Origin of the sequence: Xanthomonas prunicola (genome assembly GCF_002846205.1) — a bacterium.
GTDB classification, from domain to species: domain Bacteria; phylum Pseudomonadota; class Gammaproteobacteria; order Xanthomonadales; family Xanthomonadaceae; genus Xanthomonas; species Xanthomonas prunicola.
On the sequence record NZ_PHKV01000002.1, the window covers coordinates 324,940 to 343,525 of the forward strand.

At 64.4% G+C, this 18,586-nt stretch carries 17 protein-coding genes; 4 read left to right on the forward strand and 13 right to left on the reverse strand.

Annotated elements, in window-relative coordinates:
• Positions 1-140: 140 nt before the first annotated feature.
• Together XpruCFBP8353_RS07905 and XpruCFBP8353_RS07910 are read left to right on the forward strand one after the other, a co-directional pair.
• Positions 141-1,001: a 2OG-Fe(II) oxygenase gene (locus XpruCFBP8353_RS07905; protein ID WP_101362740.1), complete on the forward strand. Its 861-nt coding sequence runs from the start codon at positions 141-143 to the stop codon at positions 999-1,001.
• Positions 1,002-1,182: 181 nt separating this feature from the next.
• Positions 1,183-3,228 (forward strand): TonB-dependent receptor, encoded by a 2,046-nt coding sequence (locus tag XpruCFBP8353_RS07910; RefSeq protein WP_101362741.1) that lies wholly within the window; start codon positions 1,183-1,185, stop codon positions 3,226-3,228.
• Between the two features lie 226 nt (positions 3,229-3,454).
• Here XpruCFBP8353_RS07910 and XpruCFBP8353_RS07915 read toward each other — a convergent pair whose 3' ends face one another.
• Complete coding sequence (locus tag XpruCFBP8353_RS07915) at positions 3,455-3,868, reverse strand: VanZ family protein (RefSeq protein WP_101362742.1); 414 nt, start codon at positions 3,866-3,868, stop codon at positions 3,455-3,457.
• On the reverse strand, positions 3,856-5,109 hold the full coding sequence (locus XpruCFBP8353_RS07920) for a class I SAM-dependent methyltransferase (RefSeq protein WP_207759602.1): 1,254 nt from the start codon (positions 5,107-5,109) through the stop codon (positions 3,856-3,858). The genes XpruCFBP8353_RS07915 and XpruCFBP8353_RS07920 overlap by 13 nt, the downstream gene beginning before the upstream one ends.
• Here XpruCFBP8353_RS07920 and XpruCFBP8353_RS07925 point away from each other — a divergent pair.
• Complete coding sequence (locus XpruCFBP8353_RS07925; RefSeq protein WP_101362744.1) at positions 5,108-5,845, forward strand: pteridine reductase; 738 nt, start codon at positions 5,108-5,110, stop codon at positions 5,843-5,845. The two genes, XpruCFBP8353_RS07920 and XpruCFBP8353_RS07925, sit on opposite strands and share 2 nt — an antisense overlap.
• A gap of 167 nt (positions 5,846-6,012) precedes the next feature.
• On the opposite strand, the gene folK is transcribed toward XpruCFBP8353_RS07925, so the two are convergent.
• The 5 genes from folK to XpruCFBP8353_RS07950 form a co-directional block, all read right to left on the reverse strand.
• Positions 6,013-6,528, reverse strand: coding sequence for a 2-amino-4-hydroxy-6-hydroxymethyldihydropteridine diphosphokinase (gene folK, locus XpruCFBP8353_RS07930; RefSeq protein WP_101362745.1), 516 nt, complete (start codon positions 6,526-6,528; stop codon positions 6,013-6,015).
• A gap of 81 nt (positions 6,529-6,609) precedes the next feature.
• A complete protein-coding gene (locus XpruCFBP8353_RS07935; RefSeq protein ID WP_101362746.1) occupies positions 6,610-8,112 on the reverse strand; it encodes an ATP-binding response regulator in 1,503 nt (500 codons plus the stop codon).
• A 3-nt stretch (positions 8,113-8,115) separates the two neighbouring features.
• A complete protein-coding gene (locus XpruCFBP8353_RS07940; protein ID WP_003482689.1) occupies positions 8,116-8,556 on the reverse strand; it encodes a response regulator in 441 nt (146 codons plus the stop codon).
• Positions 8,553-10,364 carry a sensor histidine kinase gene (locus tag XpruCFBP8353_RS07945; RefSeq protein ID WP_101362747.1) on the reverse strand — a complete coding sequence of 604 codons (1,812 nt, stop codon included), beginning with the start codon at positions 10,362-10,364 and terminating at the stop codon, positions 8,553-8,555. Before XpruCFBP8353_RS07945 ends, XpruCFBP8353_RS07940 begins: the two co-directional genes overlap by 4 nt.
• A gap of 285 nt (positions 10,365-10,649) precedes the next feature.
• On the reverse strand, positions 10,650-11,021 hold the full coding sequence (locus tag XpruCFBP8353_RS07950; RefSeq protein WP_162300980.1) for a BON domain-containing protein: 372 nt from the start codon (positions 11,019-11,021) through the stop codon (positions 10,650-10,652).
• 151 nt (positions 11,022-11,172) lie between these two features.
• Here XpruCFBP8353_RS07950 and XpruCFBP8353_RS07955 point away from each other — a divergent pair, with 151 nt between their 5' ends.
• Positions 11,173-12,231, forward strand: coding sequence for an oxidoreductase (locus tag XpruCFBP8353_RS07955; RefSeq protein ID WP_101362748.1), 1,059 nt, complete (start codon positions 11,173-11,175; stop codon positions 12,229-12,231).
• Positions 12,232-12,577: 346 nt separating this feature from the next.
• On the opposite strand, the gene gnd is transcribed toward XpruCFBP8353_RS07955, so the two are convergent.
• From gnd to XpruCFBP8353_RS07985, 6 genes are all read right to left on the reverse strand, one after another.
• A complete protein-coding gene (gene gnd, locus XpruCFBP8353_RS07960; protein ID WP_101362749.1) occupies positions 12,578-13,519 on the reverse strand; it encodes a phosphogluconate dehydrogenase (NAD(+)-dependent, decarboxylating) in 942 nt (313 codons plus the stop codon).
• A gap of 20 nt (positions 13,520-13,539) precedes the next feature.
• The gene (locus tag XpruCFBP8353_RS07965) at positions 13,540-14,817 is read right to left on the reverse strand and encodes a hypothetical protein (RefSeq protein ID WP_243391087.1); all 1,278 of its coding nucleotides are present in this window, start codon (positions 14,815-14,817) and stop codon (positions 13,540-13,542) included.
• A gap of 238 nt (positions 14,818-15,055) precedes the next feature.
• Complete coding sequence (locus XpruCFBP8353_RS07970) at positions 15,056-15,436, reverse strand: glycine zipper 2TM domain-containing protein (RefSeq protein ID WP_101362751.1); 381 nt, start codon at positions 15,434-15,436, stop codon at positions 15,056-15,058.
• A gap of 124 nt (positions 15,437-15,560) precedes the next feature.
• A complete protein-coding gene (locus XpruCFBP8353_RS07975) occupies positions 15,561-16,340 on the reverse strand; it encodes a DUF2242 domain-containing protein (protein WP_162300981.1) in 780 nt (259 codons plus the stop codon).
• 74 nt (positions 16,341-16,414) lie between these two features.
• Positions 16,415-17,479 carry a DNA methyltransferase gene (locus tag XpruCFBP8353_RS07980; protein WP_101362753.1) on the reverse strand — a complete coding sequence of 355 codons (1,065 nt, stop codon included), beginning with the start codon at positions 17,477-17,479 and terminating at the stop codon, positions 16,415-16,417.
• Entirely contained in the window at positions 17,472-18,572 is a 1,101-nt protein-coding gene (locus tag XpruCFBP8353_RS07985; RefSeq protein ID WP_101362754.1) for a hypothetical protein, read from the reverse strand. The genes XpruCFBP8353_RS07980 and XpruCFBP8353_RS07985 overlap by 8 nt, the downstream gene beginning before the upstream one ends.
• Positions 18,573-18,586: the final 14 nt, after the last annotated feature.

Below are 18,586 nucleotides of genomic sequence, written 5' to 3' on the forward strand. Positions count from 1 at the left end.
AGAATTGGTGGCGTTCCGCGCACTGCAGTGGCGAGCACGTTCAAGATCCCCGTCACTTTTATAGAGGCCATCTGTTTCATTTGTCTTACCGCGACACAATTGACACACGGATGCCACACAGCGACATGCACTGTAGAGCGATGACACATACTGATATCCCTACGGCGCTGGCCGACTGGATCGTGGCGCAGGCCGTGGCCGGCCATCCGCCCGAGCAAGCGCTACAGCCGCTACTGGATCAGGGCTGGAACGCGCAGGACGCTATCGATGCAGTCGAGGCACTGGTCCGTGCCCACATCCAGCAACACGCGCTGGCACACGGCCTGCCGGTGCCGGTGCGCGTGCCGTCGCTGCAACAGGACAACGATGCATCGCTGCTGGCACTGGGCGACCGCGACGTGCGCGTGCTGATCAGCCTGTTGCTACCGCGCGTGGTGGTGCTCGGCGGCTTTCTCTCCGACGACGAATGCGATGCATTGATCGCCTTGGCACAACCGTGCCTGGCGCGTTCGCGCACCGTGGACAATGCGAACGGGGAGTACGTGGTGCATGCAGCGCGCACCAGCGACAGCATGTGTCTGCGCGTTGGCCAGGATGTGCTGTGCCAACGCATCGAAGCGCGTATCGCGCGCTTGCTCGACTGGCCGATGGATCACGGCGAGGGCTTGCAGGTTCTGCGCTACGGCACGGGTGCCGAATATCAGCCGCACTACGATTACTTCGACCCCGACGCAGCGGGCACGCCGGTATTGCTGCAGGCCGGCGGGCAACGCGTCGCCTCACTGGTGATGTATCTCAACACGCCCGACCGCGGCGGGGCCACGCGCTTTCCCGATGTGCATCTGGACATTGCAGCGGTCAAGGGCAACGCGGTGTTTTTCAGCTATGACCGCCCACACCCGATGACGCGCAGCCTGCATGCTGGGGCACCGGTGCTGGCCGGCGAAAAGTGGGTGGCTACGAAGTGGTTGCGCGAACGCCCGGTGCGCATGCCTGGCTGACCAGGCTACGCGCCCGGGCAAAGCGCGCTCGACGTGCCGCTCGCATGCCCAGACGGGCGTGCAACACATGCTGCGCTGTCCAGCTTCAGCAAGAAACAGAGACGCGATTCATATATGTTATAATGTTGCATTAGCTGACACATAGGGTGATCAGCTCCGTCGCATCGGTGTCGTTCGATCCATGAAGATCCACATTCTCGTGGCGGCAATGGCTGCCGTCCTGTTGGCCGGCCAAGCGCATGCGCAGTCGTCCGATTCGGCGCTGACGCTCGGCAAGGTCGATGTCCATCAGCATGACGAAGGCCAACTCACCGCGCATCAGGTACTGACCTCGGTGGACGTGCTGGGCGCCGACCAGATCGAGGACAAGAACGTGTCCTATAGCTGGGAGCTGCTCGGGCAGATGCCCGGCATCCAGCTCACCGAAACCCGGCAAGGCGCCGAATCGGGCAAGGTCAGCTTTCGCGCTTTCAACGGCGAGGGTTACCTCAATGCGATCAAGACCCTGATCGACGGCATTCCCAGCAACGTCAACAGCGGCAATCAGCGCTTCATCGACATGCTGTTCCCGCTGGACATCAGCTACATCGAGGTGGTGCGCGGCACCAATGATCCGCGCTACGGCTTGCACAATATCGGCGGCAACATCAATTTCGGCACGCGTCAGGGCGGCAATTACACCGACGCGCGCCTGACCTATGGCAGCTTCAACACCCGCGATGCGCAGCTGGCCGTGGGCCGCGAACGCGACGGGTTTGCGCAGAACTATTTCGTCGGCGTGCAGGCCTCCGATGGCTACCGCGAGCACGACACCTCCAGCAAGTATTCGTTGGGCGGCAAATGGTTCTACGGCAACCTCGACGACGGCATGCGCATCGGCCTGACCGCACGCGTCTATCACAACCAGGCCGACGAACCCGGTTTCATGACCGCAGCGGAAATGCAGGCAGACCGTCGCAGCTCGGACCTGCGCAACCGCAACGACGGCGACGACCGCGACATGCGCCAGTTCGGCGTCCATCTGGATCTGAAGCTGGCAGAAGGACTGTTCTTTGGCACCAAGCTTTACTCCAACCGCTATCTGGACGACCGCCAGGTGACCTTCAGCGACCTGCCCACCGGCAATGCGCCACGCCAGCGCCGCATCTGGGACGAGACCCAGGTCGGCATGCTCAACACGCTGACCTGGCGCAGCAGCGACACGCTCACTCTGGAAGGCGGCGTCAACTACGAGCATCAGGACAACGCCTACCGACGCGAGCGCTTCAGCTACGCCGAGCCCACCGATTTCAATGCCACTCCGGCACGCATCCAGAACGACGACCGCCATACCTTCGACAACTGGGGCGCTTACGTGCAGGCGATCTATCAGCCGATCGAGGCGCTGAAGATCGTGCCGGCCTACCGCGTGGACCGCTTCGATGGCCACACCCAACTGCCGGGCGGCGTTCGCGCACCGCTGCAGCGCTACGGCACCATCGAGCAGCCCAAACTGAGCCTGGTCTACGCCTTCACCCCGACCACCAACGTCTATGCCAACTGGGGCCGCAGCTTCCAGGTGCTGACCGGCTCCACGGCGCCGGCTTACCTCACCGCCGGGCAGCCGGACGTGCGGCCTTCCACCAACACCGGCATGGAACTGGGCATGAAATTCAGCCCGTTCCAGGGGAGCCAGGCGCGCATCGCGGTCTGGCAACAGGACGCGGCCAACGAAGTCTCCAACATGCCCGCCACCGGTACCACCGTCACCCTGGGCAAGACACGCCGGCGCGGCGTGGATGCGCAGATCAATGCGCAGCTGGGCGACAGGTGGACGCTATGGGCATCGCACGCGTACCAGGAAGCGAAGATCGAACGCGACGACCGCGATGCCAGCCTGTCGCTGGCCGGCCGCGAAGTGGCCGCAACACCGCGCTACATCAGCAACATCGGCGTCGAGTACCGCCCGACCGCTGCGCTGCGCCTCGGCATGCAGGGCCGCGCGCAAGGCGATTACTATCTGGAGGAGCGCAACCTGGCCGGCAAATACGGCGGCTTCGCCACCCTGGATCTCACCGCCAGATACACCCTCAATCCCGCCTGGAGCGTGGATCTGCAGGTCCGCAACGCCACCGGCCGCGAATATGCCTACGTGTGGTACGACAGCTTCTTCTGGACGCAGGCGCAGCCAATGTTTTCGCCAGCGGCAGGGCGCCAGCTCTATCTTGGCTTGAACATGAAGCTGTAATTCGCCCATCCACGGGCGGCGACCGACGCCTCATCCGAGGATGTGCGCATGGCTGCCACTCGATGCCAGCATGCGCCTGATCTGGGACGTCAGACACCGCAGTCGGCTACCACAACGACACAGTGCTCGCTACCGACGCCTCGTGCGCCATCGCAAGCACATCGCCCGATAGCGCCAATGCCTGGCACAGGCGTGCGTTCGTACACGCATGCACCGCACACGCAACTCAACGCCGCGCAAACAGGCGCTGATCGATCCGCAACATCACAAAACGCAACGGCGTCCACGCCAGGCACAAGCCGGCAGCAATGCCCAGCGTGTCGGCCAGCGCATCGTAGGGGTCGGCGCTCCGATTGGTCGTCAGTGCGCCTTGCGCGATCTCGATGCCGATACCTAGAGCCACCAGACCGATAGCCGCAACGACCTGCGCGCGACGGGTGGCAAACAACTGCACCGCGCCCCAGCACAACAGCGCGAAGGTCAAAAAGTGCTCGGCCTTGTCGCTGTTATCCGGCAACTCCGGAATCTCCGGAGGCGGCCCCAGGCAGACCGCAATCACCACCACGATCGCAGCGATCCATAACCCCACCCACAACCGCGGCCGATGAAACGGGCGCAGCGTCTGCGTTACAGCCGCCATGTGAGATCGCCGGCCAGGAAAGCAGGTGCAAAGTCGACATCGCGCGAGAAGCCCATCACCTGAAAACGCTCGCCCATCTCGCTGGGTAGGGTCAGCCGCTTGATCTGCTCGCGCAGACGCATGCGTCCTACTTCATCAGTGCGCGTATCGGCTTGCGCCAACAATGTATCCAGCCCATTACCGAGTAAAAAGCTCGCCTGCGTGCAGTAACCGGCCAGCTCGAAACCTGCGCCGGTGCCTGCCTCGGCCAACGCGGTGAAGTCCACCGATGCGGTCAGATCCTGTAGACCCGGCCAACGGTACAGATCTTCATGCATGCGATGCCGATAGAACGCGCGTAGCGTGCCGTCCTCGCGCTGCGCACGATAGAACTCGCCCCGCGGGTAACCGTAGTCGACGAACAACATCGCGCCGCGCTTCAAACCGCCAGCCACCGCTTGGATCCAGTATGGCAACTGCGGCAACAACTCGGAGCGATAGCCATCGGCGAACGGCTGCTCCAGATAACGCTCAAGGTGGCGCACGGCCGCGCTCAGCAATGCATCGGCCGGTTGCTCGCCACGTGCGAAGCGCTGCTGCGCATCCAGCACTACCGTTTCTTCATACACCTGCCCATCGCGCAGTGCGAAGCGCGGCGTGGGCAATGCGTCGATGACTTCATTGGCGAACAGCACGCCATCCCAATCGTCCGGGAACGGCGCATCCAGCCATTCCACCAGATCGAACACCGGCGGGATCAGACTGCGCCCCAGCCGCTCGCGCTGACGCTCGCGCAGGTCGGCGCTGGGTTCCAGGATCGCGTAACGCTCGGGCAGTGCATCCAGCTCCAGCAGCCGCTTGAGCGTGACTTCGGCAAACGCACCGCTGCCGCCGCCCACTTCCAGCACACGCGCCTGTGGTCCAAGCTGCTGCAACACGGGCGCCAACGCGCCGGAGACGGTGGCCGCGAACAACGGCCCCAATTCCGGGGCAGTGACGAAATCGCCGGCCTCGCCGAACTTGCTCGCGCCGGCGCTGTAATACCCCAGGCCCGGCGCATACAGTGCCAGCTCCATGAAGCGCGAAAACGGAATCGCACCGCCGGCGGCCTGGATTTCGGCGCGCACATGCGCAGCCAGCCGGTCGCTGTGCGCCAGCGCGTCCGGATCGGGGGTGGGAAGGTCGGCGTGCATGCGGGCACCGGTTGCGGGGACAATGCACAGGATAGCCGAGCCCTTTGCAACGCCGAGCGAGTACGCCATGACAGACAGTTCCAAGGTGGTGTTGATCACCGGTGCCGCCCGCCGCATCGGCGCGCAGATCGCCACCACGCTGCACGCCGCCGGCCACCGCGTTGCGCTGCATGCACACCGTTCCGCTGAGGTGCTGGACGCGCGCGTGGCGGAGCTATGCGCACAGCGTGCCGGCAGCGCCCACGCCTTGCACGCCGATCTGTGCCTGCCCGACGCATCCGCGCAATTGGTGGCCGACTGCATTGCCGCCTTTGGTCGCCTGGACGGGGTGGTCAACAATGCCTCGGCGTTCTACCCCACCCCCATCGGTGAGGCCACCACAGCGCAATGGGACGAATTGTTTGCAGTCAACGCACGCGCGCCATTCTTCATTGCCCAGGCCGCTGCCGCCCAGTTGCGTCAGCACCGCGGTGCCATCGTCAACCTCACCGACCTGCACTCACAGCAGCCGATGCGCAATCATCCGCTGTACGGCGCGTCCAAGAGCGCGCTGGAAATGTTGACCCGCTCGCTCGCGCTGGAACTGGCGCCGCACGTCCGCGTCAACGCAGTCGCGCCTGGGGCGATCCTGTGGCCGGAAGAAGGAAAGCCCTCCGAGGCCAAGCAGGCGCTGCTCGCACGCACGCCGCTGGCGCGCATCGGCACGCCCGAGGAAATTGCCGAAGCCGTGCGCTGGTTGTTGGACGACGCCAGCTTCGTCACCGGCCATACCCTGCACGTCGATGGTGGCCGTCAACTCAGTTGAGCGGCGCTTGTCGGCTCCGCGTGCTTCCGCCGCGGAGACTCACTATCTCGGTCGCGCGCGTCGGTTCGGCCGACACATCGCCAGCTGCCACTGCCATACAGGTTTCGCACGGCGCATGGCTGCTCGCACGCTTGCTCAGCCACGCTCACCCGCGCCGCTAGAGGATGCTACTGCGCCGCACGCAACTCCTGCGCAGCCGTGTCCAGTTCCACCGTCGTAAACGCGCTGCCGTACTGCGGATGCGCCTGCCACAACGCTGCCAACCTCTTCCCGCTCAGCGGGTCGATAAAATCCGGCGCGATATCGGCCAGCGGCTTGAGCACGAATGCGTGCTTGAGCTCGGGCCGCGGGATACGCAGGTGCCTGGGGCCTTCGACGATGCAATCGCCGAAGAACACCACATCCACATCCAGCGTGCGGTCGCTGAAACGCGGGCCGCTGCGATCGCGCCCGTGCGCATCTTCCAGCGCATGCAGCCAGTGATCCAGCGCGTCCAGCTCCAGATCGGTCTGCAATACCACCGCGTTATTGACGAAGTCGGGACCATCGAAGCCCACCGCCGGCGTGCGGTACGCGGGGGAAACGTCAATCTGGCCAAAGCGCGTACGCAGGGCGGCGACCGCCAAGCGCAGGTAGTAGGTCGGCTGGACGTTGCTGCCGAGGCTGAGAAGCACGGTGGTCATACGTTATTCGGGCATGCGGCCGGCGTGGGCGTCAACTGTTGCAATCGCATGGCACCGCACCGAGTGCGCAGACACGTGGTGTCAGGCCACTTCCAGCGCATGCGAAACGGCGCGAAAGACCCGGCGCATTTCCAACGGTTTGCGCAATACATGCACCGGAAGATCCGACGGAAAATGCGCCCGCTGCAGCGGCGCGCCAGCATCTTCCAGCACGATCGCCGGGCCCTGGTACCCCAGCTCCTGCATGCTCAACAGCACGCTCACTGCCGAGAGCAGGATGATATCGCTGTCGATGATCACCAGGTCCGGCATCGCGTGCTGCTGCACCAACTGCAGGGCCGCGGCACCATCGCTGGCCAACTGCGGCTGATAGCCCTGACTGGAAAGTGCATTGCCCAACAGCGACAGGCGCGTGGCTTCGCCGTCCACCAGCAAAATACGCTGCCCACGGCCGAGTGCGAGCGGCAGCTCGGTTTCCGTCACTGCCACCGACACCGCGCGCATCGGCACGATCATGTCGAAACGCGTGCCTTCGCCCAGCCGGCTATCGACCACGATGCTGCCGCCATAGCTCTCAATGATGCGCTTGCACGAAATCAGCCCCAGCCCGGTGCCATCGGCCTTGGTGGTGAAGAACGGGCTGAACAGGCGCGCGCGGGTTTCATCGCTCATGCCCACGCCAGTGTCGACCACGCTCATGCGCACGCGCGTGGCATCATAACGATCGGCCGCCAGGATCAGGATGCCGCCAGCCGGCATCGCCTGGATCGCGTTCAAGCCAAGGTTGAGCAGGCATTGCTGCAATTCGGTGTAGTTGGCCTCGATGGTCAGATCCGGGGCAATGGTGTCCATCTGCAGACGCACGCCATCAGGCAGGCTGCTCTTGAGCAGCATCTGCACGGCCTGAAACAGACTGGCGACGGATACCTGCTCGCGCGGCTTATTGGACCCCCGCACGAACGACAACATCGACTCGGCCATCTCATGTCCGCGCCGGCCGCACTCGGCCACTACGTTGGCCAACTGACGCAGCTGCGGGTCGTCGGTGCGCCCGGCCAGCAGGTCGGGCACGATCAATAGCGGCTGCAGGATATTGCGAAGGTCATGGCTCAGGCCGGCTGCCAGCATCGCCAGGCTCTCCAGACGCTGCGCGCGCATCAGCTCGCTTTCCACGCGCTGGCGTTCCAGATCGGCGCGCGCCTCGCGAATCGCGCGAATCACCGCGCTCGGCAAGCGCGTGGGGTTGTGCTTGATGATGTAGTCGTTGGCGCCATCCTGCAGCGCCTTGACCGCGGTCTCCTCACCCATGGTGCCGGAAACAAAAATGAAAGGCGTGGCACCGTTCTGGCGCACCAGACGCAGCGCCTGATGGCCGGAAAAGCCCGGCATGCTCAGGTCCGACAGCACAATGTCCGGCTGGAAGGTCTCCAGCGCGGAGCGTAGCGACGGCTCGCTGTCCACGCGCTCGAATGCCGCATCCAGCCCGGCATCCAGCAACTGGTCGGACAACAGCTCGGCGTCTTCCGGTGAATCTTCCACCAGAAGGATCTTCAGCTGCTCCAGATTGCCACCCTCATGCGGCATGGGTCAGTCCAGCTCCGGTGCCTGGTTGATGACCGCCCAGAACGTGCCGAGCGTTTTGACCGCGTTGAAGAACTGATCCACATCCACCGGCTTGACCACATAGGCATTCACGCCCAAGTCCCAGCTGCGGGCCAGATCGCTTTCTTCGCGCGAGGACGACAAGATCACCACCGGCAGGCGCTTGAGTGTCTCGTCGCTGCGCACCTGCTTGAGCACTTCCAGCCCGTCCAGGCGCGGCATCTTGATGTCCAGCAGCAGCACTGCCGGCAGGCCTTCCTCGCGGTCGGCGAACATGCCCCGGCGCAACAGATAGTCCATGGCTTCCACGCCATCTTCGACGTGCACGATGGGGTTGGCAAGGCGGGCTTCGCGCAAGGCGTCGACCGCCATTTCCGCATCGGCCGGGCTGTCTTCTGCCAGAAGAATGGTACGGATGGCGGTCATACACTGAACTCTTGGTTGGGCGCTTCAAGCGCAGGTGGTAACACGAAATAAAACGTGGCGCCTTCGTCGACGACGCCTTCGGCCCAGACCCGGCCGCCGTGACGCGTCAATACGCGCCGCACGCTGGCCAGGCCTATGCCGGTACCGGCGTATTCGCTGGCCTTGTGCAAGCGTTGGAACACACCGAACAATTTGCCGCTGTATTCCATATCGAAACCGGCGCCGTTGTCGCGCACGCTGAACTGGTGGCCGCCGTCGGCCATCGGCGTGTAGCTGACCTCGATTTTGGCCACCTCGCGCTTGGCGCTGTATTTGACTGCATTGCCGAGCAGGTTCATCCACAGCTGGCGCATCATGTTTTCGTCGGCAACCAGTACCGGCAGCGCCGCGATATGCCATTCCACCCGGTGACCGGTGTTTTCGCTCTGCACGTTGGAATCCAGAATCGCACGCGTTTCGGCCACCAGCGATTGCATGTCCACCGCCTGCAGGCGCAGCGCTCCGCGGCCCAGGCGCGAGTACACCAGCAGATCGTCGATCAGCGAGGCCATGCGCCGCGCCGAGCTGCTGATCACTTCCATGTAGTGACGCGACTTCTCGTCGGCCGCATCGCCCAGATGGCGCGCCAGCTTGTCCGAGAATCCGGCCACGTGCCGCAACGGCGCGCGCAGATCGTGCGAGACCGAATAGCTGAAGGCTTCCAGCTCGCGGTTCACTTCGGACACCTGCTCCACCTTGCCTTCCATCTGCCGGTTGAGCTCCTGGATACGCATCTGCGCGCTCTTTTGCAGGCTGATGTCGCTCACCGTCATCAGCACCACATCTTCATCGGTGGTGTCGGGCAGGGGCATGCGGCGTGCGTTGATCAACATGGTGCGTAGTACGCCATCGGCGCCACGCTGCTCGTGTTCGTAATCCCACAGTTCACGACCACGCAGCAATACGTCGGCCAGCCGCTGATGGACCTGGGTATCGCGCCACACGCCCTCGCCCACATCCTCCAGCGCCATCGATTCGTTGCCGCGCTCTTCCAGGCAATACAGCTCGGCGAAGGCGGGGTTGTGTAACACGATGCGTTGGTTGGCATCCAGCAACACAATCGGCTCGCGCACAGTCTGCAGCACCGAGCTGGCGCGGCCGTTGGCGCGCAGGTATTCCTGCTCGGCCGCCAGCCGGCGCCGGATCTGCCGTTGCAGCAGCCAGGTCACCGTGCTCAGCAATAGCAGTTGCACCGCAAGCGCCGTCCAGCTCAGCACGGCGTAATGCATGCGTTCGGTCTCGGCCCGCGCATGACGCAGCGCCAACAAACGGCCTTCGGCGCTTTGCAGGTCGTCGATCAGCACACGGATCGGGTTGTTCACGGTCATGTCGTTGATGAGTACGCGGATCTGCTCCGGCGCAGTGGTCCCCGCAATGCGCTCGGCCAGCAGCAAACGCCGTTCGATGGTGCTCTGGATGCGCCCGATGCGCACCAATTGCGCGGGGTTGTCCCTGGTCAATTCAATCAACCGATTCACCGCGGCCAGCGACTCGCGCCGCCCGCGACGCATGCGCTCATGCAGCGCCTCGCGTTCCACACCGTACGCGCGCATCAACGCCGCCGATTCGGTGTCGCGCATCGCCGCTTCAAGCCGCTGCGAGGTCTCCTGCACTTCCTGGCTATGCGAGACCCACACCGCAGCGCGGTTGGCGTTACGCGCCATCTGCTGCAGCAACAACGACGGCACCACCACGATCAGACACACGGCAACCGCCAACAGAGGCAGGCGCCAGCGATCCCACTTGTCTGCTTGGACCGTTGTTTGCATTGCTAGATCGGTTTCCGCTCGCTACGGGGGGCCAAGCACAAGTCGGCATTGTCTCCGATCGCGCATATTTCCAGATTAATGATTCAGAGAAGTCACACTCGCCCGTGACATAGCTGAATGGGCATAGCATACGTGCAGTAAATGTGAAAATGGTGCGAGTGCCCTGCCGTCCATCGGCCCGCCGGCCGGTCCCTGCAGACGAAAAAAGGCGCACTCCGTGGAGTGCGCCTTGTGCTCGGGTGCGCCGCCTCGCCTCGGCGCCCCCGGCATTCGCAGCGGCTGCGCTTACTTCTTCGCAGCAGTGACCTTCAGGCCGGTCGACTTGACGCTCTTGACGCCTTCGATGCCCTTGGCAACAGCCACAGCCTTGTCGTGCTCGGCCTGAGTGGCAACTGCGCCGGTCAGGGTCACGATACCGTTCCTGGTCTCGACCTTCACATCGGTGCCGGAGACGTTATCGGTGGCCAGCAGATCGGCCTTGACCTTGGTGGTGATCCAGGTGTCGGTGACCGGCTTCTTGGACTCATTCATGCCAGCAGCGTGGTCCTTGTGGTCGGCATGTTCCTGCGGGGCCGCGAATGCCTGCGACGCGCCGAGCGTCAGGCCGAGCGACAGCGACAGAGCCAGCAACTTACGTGCATTGATCATGTTCTTCATACCAAGTACCTCACTGTTGAGCGTGGGCGCAGCTTGCGGCGGCGCTCGTCGAGCAGACGTGACCGTTGCATGGAGAGGGTGTGAACCCTGCGCACACGCACAGGTGCAATACCATGCGGGTTCCCTTCGTCGTTGCGATGAACCGTTTTCAATGCCTAAACCGTTCAATCTGGCCGTCGTCGGCTACGGCTATGTCGGCCGCACGTTTCATGCACCGCTGATTGCAAGCACGCCAGGCCTGCAGTTACACAGCGTGGTGTCGTCCAAGCCGCAACAGCCGCAGGCCGACTTTCCCGGCATCAACGTGGTTGCCGACCTCGACAGTGCGCTGGCCGATCCCGCATTGGATGCAGTGGTACTTGCCACCCCGAACCAGACCCATGCGCCTTTCGCGCTGCAGGCCTTGGCCGCCGGCAAGCATGTGCTGGTGGACAAGCCGTTCGCACTAGACGTTGCCCAGGCGCAGCAAATGGTCGATGCCGCCAACGCAGCGGGACGCATCATCAGCGTGTTCCAGAATCGCCGTTGGGATGCGGATTTTCTCACCGTGCGCCGCTTGATTGCAGAAGGCCAGCTCGGCGAGGTGATGGAATTCCATTCGCACTTCGACCGTTACCGCCCGCAAGTACGCGACCGTTGGCGCGAGAGCGATAGCCCCGGCGCCGGACTCTGGTACGACTTGGGCCCGCACTTGCTCGATCAGGCGCTGCAGTTATTCGGTATGCCGCAGGGCATCGGCGCGGACCTGCAACGTCAGCGCGATCAGGCACGCAGCATCGATTACTTCCACGTCACCCTGCACTACCCGCGGCTGCGCGTGATTCTGCATGCGGGGTCGCTGGTGGCCGATGGCAGCCTGCGCTTCGCCGTGCACGGCACGCGCGGCAGTTACCTCAAGCACGGCCTGGATACTCAGGAAGATCAGCTGCGCGCCGGCCGTCGCCCCGGCACGGTCGGCTGGGGCGTCGACCCATTCGCGGGAACGCTGACCCGCATCGATGACGAAGGCCGTGTCCACACGCATCAGCCCGACAACCTGCCGGGTGACTACCGGCAGTCCTACGCCGCCTTTCGCGACGCGCTGGCCGGCACCGGCCCGGCACCGGTCAGCGGCAGCGACGCGATACAGCTGATGCAGCTGGTGGAACTTGCGCAACGCAGCGCTGCGCGTGGGCAGGTGCAGTGGTTGGATGCTGCGCACGGGCTGTAGTGCTTGAGAGTCGGCACGGCGGGATGCATGTGCGTGGTGATTGCTTGCCTGCGTCTGCACGTGAGCGATCCTGTTCGCTATGTGCCAGATGCGTCGTGCTTTGCAAGTACCCTACTTAATGCTGGCCGCTTAGCGCGAAGCGATCTGCATTCCGTATGTAAAGCACGCTGCTCGGTGCTTGGCAGCAATGCCGTCGCGCTGCATCGGCCGCGCAACAAACGGGCGACGAGCTGACCCCGCTCAATGATGCAAACGCAATCGTGCGTTCGCATGCAATGCGAAACGTTCTGCAAGACCGACAGTGCGCGCCTTCGCCCGGGCGCGCACCGCCCTTGCATCGAACCGCTTAGGCGTCCTTGCTGCCGATCGTGGGCGCTGCAGAGGTCGTGGTCATCACTGCGTGGCCACCGAACTGGTTGCGCATCGCCGCCAGCAGTTTGTCGGTGAACGAATCCTTGTCGCGCGAGCGCAGCCGCTCCATCAGCGACAGCGTGATGACCGGTGCCGAGACTTCCAGATCGATCGCTTCGGCCACCGTCCAGCGGCCTTCGCCCGAATCGGCCACGAACGGCGCGATGCCGGCCATGGTCGGGTTATGCGTCAGCGCATCGGCCGTGAGATCCAGCAGCCATGACCGCACCACGCTGCCGTCGCGCCAGATTTCGGCAACTTGGTGCAGGTCCAGCGCGAAATCGGTCTTGTGCTGCATCAGCGCGAAGCCTTCGGCATAGGCCTGCATCATTCCGTACTCGATGCCGTTGTGGACCATCTTGGTGAAGTGGCCGGCACCGCTCGGACCCACCCGTCCCCACCCCTTGTCCGGCGCAGGCGCCAGCGTGGCCAGGATCGGATGCAGCGTGGTCACCGCAGCCTCTTCGCCGCCGACCATCAGGCTATAGCCTTCCTTCAAGCCCCAGACGCCACCGCTGGTGCCGCAGTCGACGAACGCGATACCGCTTTCCTGCAACTGCGCCGCGCGGCGTTGCGAATCCTTGTAATACGAATTACCGCCATCGATGACGATGTCGCCGGCCTGCAGCAACGGCAACAGCTGCGTCAGGGTGTCATCGACGATCTTGCCCGCCGGCACCATCAGCCACACCACGCGCGGGCTAGGCAGCGCGGACACCAGCGCCGCCAAGGCATCGGCCGTGACGATGCCCTTGGCCTGCGCGCTGGTGCGCGCGTTCGCGCCGGGGTCGTAGCCATGCACGCGATGCCCGCCGTTGACCAAGCGCTCGGCCATGTTGGCGCCCATGCGGCCCAGTCCCACCATACCCAGTTCCATAATCGCTCCTCATGCGTTGATCAGTGCAGGGTGCCACGCCCGGCGTACGCTGGCGTGGCGGAATTCTCAATGGATTGTTCCGCTGCGGTGGCGGCGCTGCATTGCTGCAGCTGCCAGTCGACCCAGCGCCAGTACAAGGTGGTGCGCAGATTGTGCAAGGTCAGGTCGATGGCATACGGCGTGCGCGGGTTACGGTCGAGCAGGCGCGCAACGTGATAGCCGATCGGCTTGATGCCCTTGGGGTGCACATAGACTAAAAAGCCTTGATAAAACGGGTCGTCCAGCAGCGTCTGCAGCTGTTGCAGCTGGGTCTGCTGTTGCGGGTCGAGCCTGGCGCGCAACCCTGCATCGCGTTCGTAAAGCAACCGCTCGAAGCGACGCTTGCCAGGCCCGCGCAGCTGTTGGGCCAGCTCCCAGATCTGCCGGTTGCGCGCGTCGTAATATGCAAAACCGCCGTGCTGCGCCAGCGCTTGCGCGGCTGCATCGCCCACGTCCACCACCACGAAATTTTCGGCCTGATTGTGGATGTCATCCAGATAGGACTTGTCCAATACGTGCGCGATGAACCCCGGCGCACCGACAAACGCTTGCCGCCCCAGTTGCGAGGTTTTCACCGCCTTGCCGTCGGCGAAAAATTCGCCGGCATGCGCACCGAGCAGAATGCTGTCGGTGTCGTGCAAGGTTAGAAATGTGCCGATCGAGAGTTCGCCAGGCGTAAACGACTCATTGAACCCGGCATCGCCGAACAGCTCGCGCTGTGTGGCGAGCTGAGCGACTTGCCGGCCCACGCCGCATTCGGAGCGCACCTGACCGCGGTAGAACGCATCCAGTGCCTGCGCATTGCTGCCGCGCGGCTGATACCCGCGACCGAAACTGCGAAAACCACTCCAGCCCTGCGCCGCTGCGCCACGCCAGCCAAATCCGATCCACCCCAGCTGCACCGCCGAGAAGCGGTAGTGCGTGTTGTTCTGCAATTGCGTTACCGCGCGACGGGTGGCTGCACCGAGTTCGAACGCATAGGCGCAGTGCGTCGCCGCATCGTCCAGCACGGCAGTGAGCGCTGTGCCGCGCTGGTGCGTGTTCCAGGCGGCCGGAAGCGTCAGCTGCAGATCACCCGTGGCTTGCGCCTGCGCAAGCGAGCCACGCGTACACGGCTCGCCGCGCTGTATCACCGGTACGCTCACCGCGGCGCGACGGATGGTCCAGCCCAGCCGTCGCAGCAGTGCTTCCACGCAATCTGCGTTGGCGGCGTTTGCGGTCTCGCTCGGCGCAGCACCCGCCACCTGCAGCGGCTGCATCACGACAAGGGCACTTGCACACATCACCGCAGCAACTCTGCGCCTGCCCGCCCGCCACATCGATGTCGACATCGACCTCGGAGCAGATGTTGGCCGCAGCAACAATGAACCGCTTTGCGCGTGGGCAGAACTCATCGATGACATGCGCAATCAATCGTCGGCACGGTGCCGCAACCCTCAGACGTAGAAAGCCCCGGCATGGCCGGGGCTCGCATTCAGATCAGTCACTTCGCCAGGCTCAACGACGTTCGCAGACGCGCTCGACCTGACGATTGCCATTGGCCTGCTGGCGATTACCCTGGATGGTGCGGCCGGCTGCACCACCCGCCACCGCACCCGCTACGGTCGCCAGCTTCTTGCCGTTGCCGCCGCCGACCTGGTTACCCAGCAAGCCACCAATCGCAGCACCAGCCAGCGTGCCGCCAATGCGGTTCGGGTCAGTCGAGTTCTTTTGCACTTCGACATTGCGGCAGCGAACGCGGGTGCCATCGTTGAACCTGCGGCCTTCGTCTGCTTCCGTATAGCGCTGCTGATGCGAATAGCTTTGCGCCTGGGCGAAGGTGCTCGTTGCCATCAGGCCAATCAGGGACATACCCAGCAGGGAGGTGCGCAATTTCATCGTTGTTCTCCACGTTTCTCGCCCGCTCGGCGAGTCATGGGCGCACTCTGGCCGCTGGGTCGAGAACACAATGTGAAGCGCGCACCTGGCTATTCAGACTTTGGCGCGGAGCGTGAACACCCCATCACGGCTGCGTAGTGGGCTCGGTTTGCGGCACCTTCGCCGGTGCTGGCGGCGGGTCCTGCGCTTCAACCGGCAATGGCGCAACCGGCGGCTGTGCAACCGTTGAGGGAGCCGCTGGAGCGGGAGCAGGTGATGCAGGCGGCGGTGTCGTCGCTGCAGGTGTCGCGGGAACTGCGGCTGCCGGCGCTGGTATGGCCGCATGTGCAGATGCAGGTGCGGGCGCTGCACTCGCGGCGGCAGGCACCGCCTCGGTGACCTTGGGCAGATACGAGTTCAAGCGTTCGAAAAAGCGCTTGTAGAAGGCCGCATCCTGCACCGTGGTGCTGGACACGCGCACCAGCGAATCGCCGCTGCTACCGACCGGCAGCGATAACGAGCCCAGCACGCCAACGCCCACGCTGGCCGAGGTGGAGCTCTTCTTCAGCGCGTAACGGTCCTGCAGCGCGCTAACGAACACCTGCGCCTTGCCGCCGTCCTGAGTGGCGCAGGAAATGCGCAAATTGAGCTGCTCGCTTTGGTCGGCTTCCTTGAGCTGGAAGTTCTTACTGCCCTCCACCGCGGCGGCATCTGCGCGTGTCACAGCGTAGCCCTGACTCAACAGCACACGCCGCGCCGCCTCGCAGGCTTGCGGCGAACTGGCCGCCACGCTGCGCGAATAGGTGTCATCGGAATTGAACGACTCGCGCATCAACATCGTGTCGCCCTTGCTGCCACCGCAGCCAGCCAGGGTTACCAGCGCGCCAAGCAGTGCGCCGCGCGCGATCAGGGAAGAACAAGACATAGGGAGATTCCGGCATCCAAAACCGGCACAGAGCATAGCGGCAACCCATGTGCGCGCGGCGTCGCGTTGCCGGGTCAGGGCAACGGCGGTTCATCCGCTGGCAATTGCAGGTCCACCTGCAGACGGCGGCCATCGGCGCCGATGCGCTCGGCTCGCAGGTAGTGGTGCGCACGCACCGCCGCCAGCGCCACCGGGGCACGGCACGGCTCGCCCCACAAGCTCAGCGCGAAGCCCTGCTGCTGCAGCCAATGCGCAAGAAGGTCCCACAGCGCTTGTTCGGCGCGCAGCATCAGGTCCAGATCGGCCGGGCCCTCCGGCACCAGGGTCGGTGACTCCAGCCAGCGCGCGTAGCTGCCATGCACGACCACCGGCAGGCCCTGCGCGTGCACCGCCTGCAGCAGCTGCGCAGCCTGCTGCAGATCCAGCCGGGCACGGCTGTGCTGGAAGATCAGCGCGTATTCGTGGCCGCGATTGCTCTCGGCATTGGCATGCACCAGCGCTGTGGCCGGACGCCGATAGCACAGCACCCGCTCCTCGCGCAGCGTGAACAGGCTGGCCAGGATCCGGCCCACGTCCCACGCCTGCGGAATCACGCGGCCGCCGACCACCACGTTCTGCACCATCGCCACGCCTACGCCATCAGGCCGCATCTGCTTGCGCAGCGCATGAAAGACCGCACGCATGCCGGTCAGATAGCCGGCGTAATCGCCACTGGCGTAGAGCTGGCCGGGTAACTCTTCGCCCTGCCAGTGGCAGCCGAAATACGGCACATTGGTCAGGCACAGGTCGATCCGCGCAGCCGGCGCGGTGTCCGCCAGACTGGCGACCACGACCGGTGCCTCCACCGCATGCCGCTGCAAGCGCGTGCGCGCCAACTGCGCACGTGCCGGATCGATCTCCATGCCATGCGCGTTGCGGCCTTCCAGCGCGGCTGCCAACAAGGTGCTGCCGAAGCCGCAGAACGGATCGAACACCTGCTCGCCAGGCTGGCTGAAATGACGCACGAACGGACGCATCTGGTTGACCCAGCCACAATCGCGCCCGCGTAGCGGGTCGGCCGCGCGCAGATCGTCGGGCAGCGCCCAGGCGGCATCGTCCGGGGCCGGCGTCCACCAACTGCGCTGATCGAACTCATCCATCGGCAGGGTCCCACAGCACATCGGCATCCGGATCCCAGCCCGCACATAGACGGCCGTTGGCGAAGAACACCAGCTTGTACAGATCGCCGGTGGCGTGGCGCGTGTGCATCGCGGCGTAGTCGGCGCTTTCGAAGACCACCTGCAGGCCCGTCTGATCGCGCAGCCGCACATTCCAGAAGTAATAGCCTTCGGTCAGGCTATCGGGTTGCCAGCGCGACCACCAGGGCTGCTGCATGCACTCGGCCAGCAAGGTGTCAACGCCGACGCGGTGCTCGTGGATATAGCGCAGCGTGCCGTTGCTGCGGTACGCATCGTCCAGCCGCGACAACTCGCGAAAGATCACCTGGCTGGCACCACAGCTGCGCGCCCATGCGATGTACTGCGCAATGGCCTCGGCGTTGTCCACGCCACCGCGCTGCACGATGCACACCAATCGCAGCGGCAGCCGCGCTGCGAGCCGCTGTGCTGTCTGTACGAAGATCGCCGCATCGGCGATCGGCTCATCAGGGCGGAAACGCATGATCGCGTCGTTGCCCTCCTGCAACCGATGGTGACGCGACAGTTCGACCCACGACAGCCCGAAGGCGACCAGCGCATCGATCAACTGCGCACCGTGTGCGCGCGCCAACCCGGCGCCATTGCTGTACAGCACGCGTTGCTCGACACACGGGCCGTTCGGTGTTGTTGCCAAGGTCTGCAGCAAGCTCTGCAACCACGCCGCATCGTCGGTCATTTCCAGACCGGACAACGAATACGACAGCGGCACATCCCGCAGCAGCTGCAACGCAGCGCTCAACTGCTGGAAATACGCAGGCCCAGGTTGCAACGTCGCTGCCGCACGACCACCGCTATGCTGCCGCAGATTCTCCGAACAGAACCCACAGCGCGCCGAACACGGCCGCACCGAGGCATATGGGGTAAAGGTAATCGGCAACGCCGCGCGATAGGTGCGCGCACCGATGTGCACTGCATGCCAGCGGCTGGCCTCGTCCTGCAGCGGCACGCGCCGCTGCAGACTGGGCGCTGCGGCGCGCAGACGCGCCAACAGCGGTGACGCAGGCAACAAGGAGATGTCGTCGATGGAAGCGTGCATGGCGAACCCCGCGC

Bases quoted from the DNA above. Each gene is read 5' to 3' on its own strand.
- XpruCFBP8353_RS07905 (WP_101362740.1), top strand. From the start codon at position 141: ATGACACATACTGATATCCCTACGGCGCTGGCCGACTGGATCGTGGCG.
- XpruCFBP8353_RS07910 (WP_101362741.1), top strand. From the start codon at position 1,183: ATGAAGATCCACATTCTCGTGGCGGCAATGGCTGCCGTCCTGTTGGCC.
- XpruCFBP8353_RS07915 (WP_101362742.1), bottom strand. From the start codon at position 3,868: ATGGCGGCTGTAACGCAGACGCTGCGCCCGTTTCATCGGCCGCGGTTG.
- XpruCFBP8353_RS07925 (WP_101362744.1), top strand. From the start codon at position 5,108: ATGACAGACAGTTCCAAGGTGGTGTTGATCACCGGTGCCGCCCGCCGC.
- XpruCFBP8353_RS07920 (WP_207759602.1), bottom strand. From the start codon at position 5,109: ATGGCGTACTCGCTCGGCGTTGCAAAGGGCTCGGCTATCCTGTGCATT.
- folK (WP_101362745.1), bottom strand. From the start codon at position 6,528: ATGACCACCGTGCTTCTCAGCCTCGGCAGCAACGTCCAGCCGACCTAC.
- XpruCFBP8353_RS07935 (WP_101362746.1), bottom strand. From the start codon at position 8,112: ATGCCGCATGAGGGTGGCAATCTGGAGCAGCTGAAGATCCTTCTGGTG.
- XpruCFBP8353_RS07940 (WP_003482689.1), bottom strand. From the start codon at position 8,556: ATGACCGCCATCCGTACCATTCTTCTGGCAGAAGACAGCCCGGCCGAT.
- XpruCFBP8353_RS07945 (WP_101362747.1), bottom strand. From the start codon at position 10,364: ATGCAAACAACGGTCCAAGCAGACAAGTGGGATCGCTGGCGCCTGCCT.
- XpruCFBP8353_RS07950 (WP_162300980.1), bottom strand. From the start codon at position 11,021: ATGAAGAACATGATCAATGCACGTAAGTTGCTGGCTCTGTCGCTGTCG.
- XpruCFBP8353_RS07955 (WP_101362748.1), top strand. From the start codon at position 11,173: ATGCCTAAACCGTTCAATCTGGCCGTCGTCGGCTACGGCTATGTCGGC.
- gnd (WP_101362749.1), bottom strand. From the start codon at position 13,519: ATGGAACTGGGTATGGTGGGACTGGGCCGCATGGGCGCCAACATGGCC.
- XpruCFBP8353_RS07965 (WP_243391087.1), bottom strand. From the start codon at position 14,817: ATGCAGCCGCTGCAGGTGGCGGGTGCTGCGCCGAGCGAGACCGCAAAC.
- XpruCFBP8353_RS07970 (WP_101362751.1), bottom strand. From the start codon at position 15,436: ATGAAATTGCGCACCTCCCTGCTGGGTATGTCCCTGATTGGCCTGATG.
- XpruCFBP8353_RS07975 (WP_162300981.1), bottom strand. From the start codon at position 16,340: ATGTCTTGTTCTTCCCTGATCGCGCGCGGCGCACTGCTTGGCGCGCTG.
- XpruCFBP8353_RS07980 (WP_101362753.1), bottom strand. From the start codon at position 17,479: ATGGATGAGTTCGATCAGCGCAGTTGGTGGACGCCGGCCCCGGACGAT.
- XpruCFBP8353_RS07985 (WP_101362754.1), bottom strand. From the start codon at position 18,572: ATGCACGCTTCCATCGACGACATCTCCTTGTTGCCTGCGTCACCGCTG.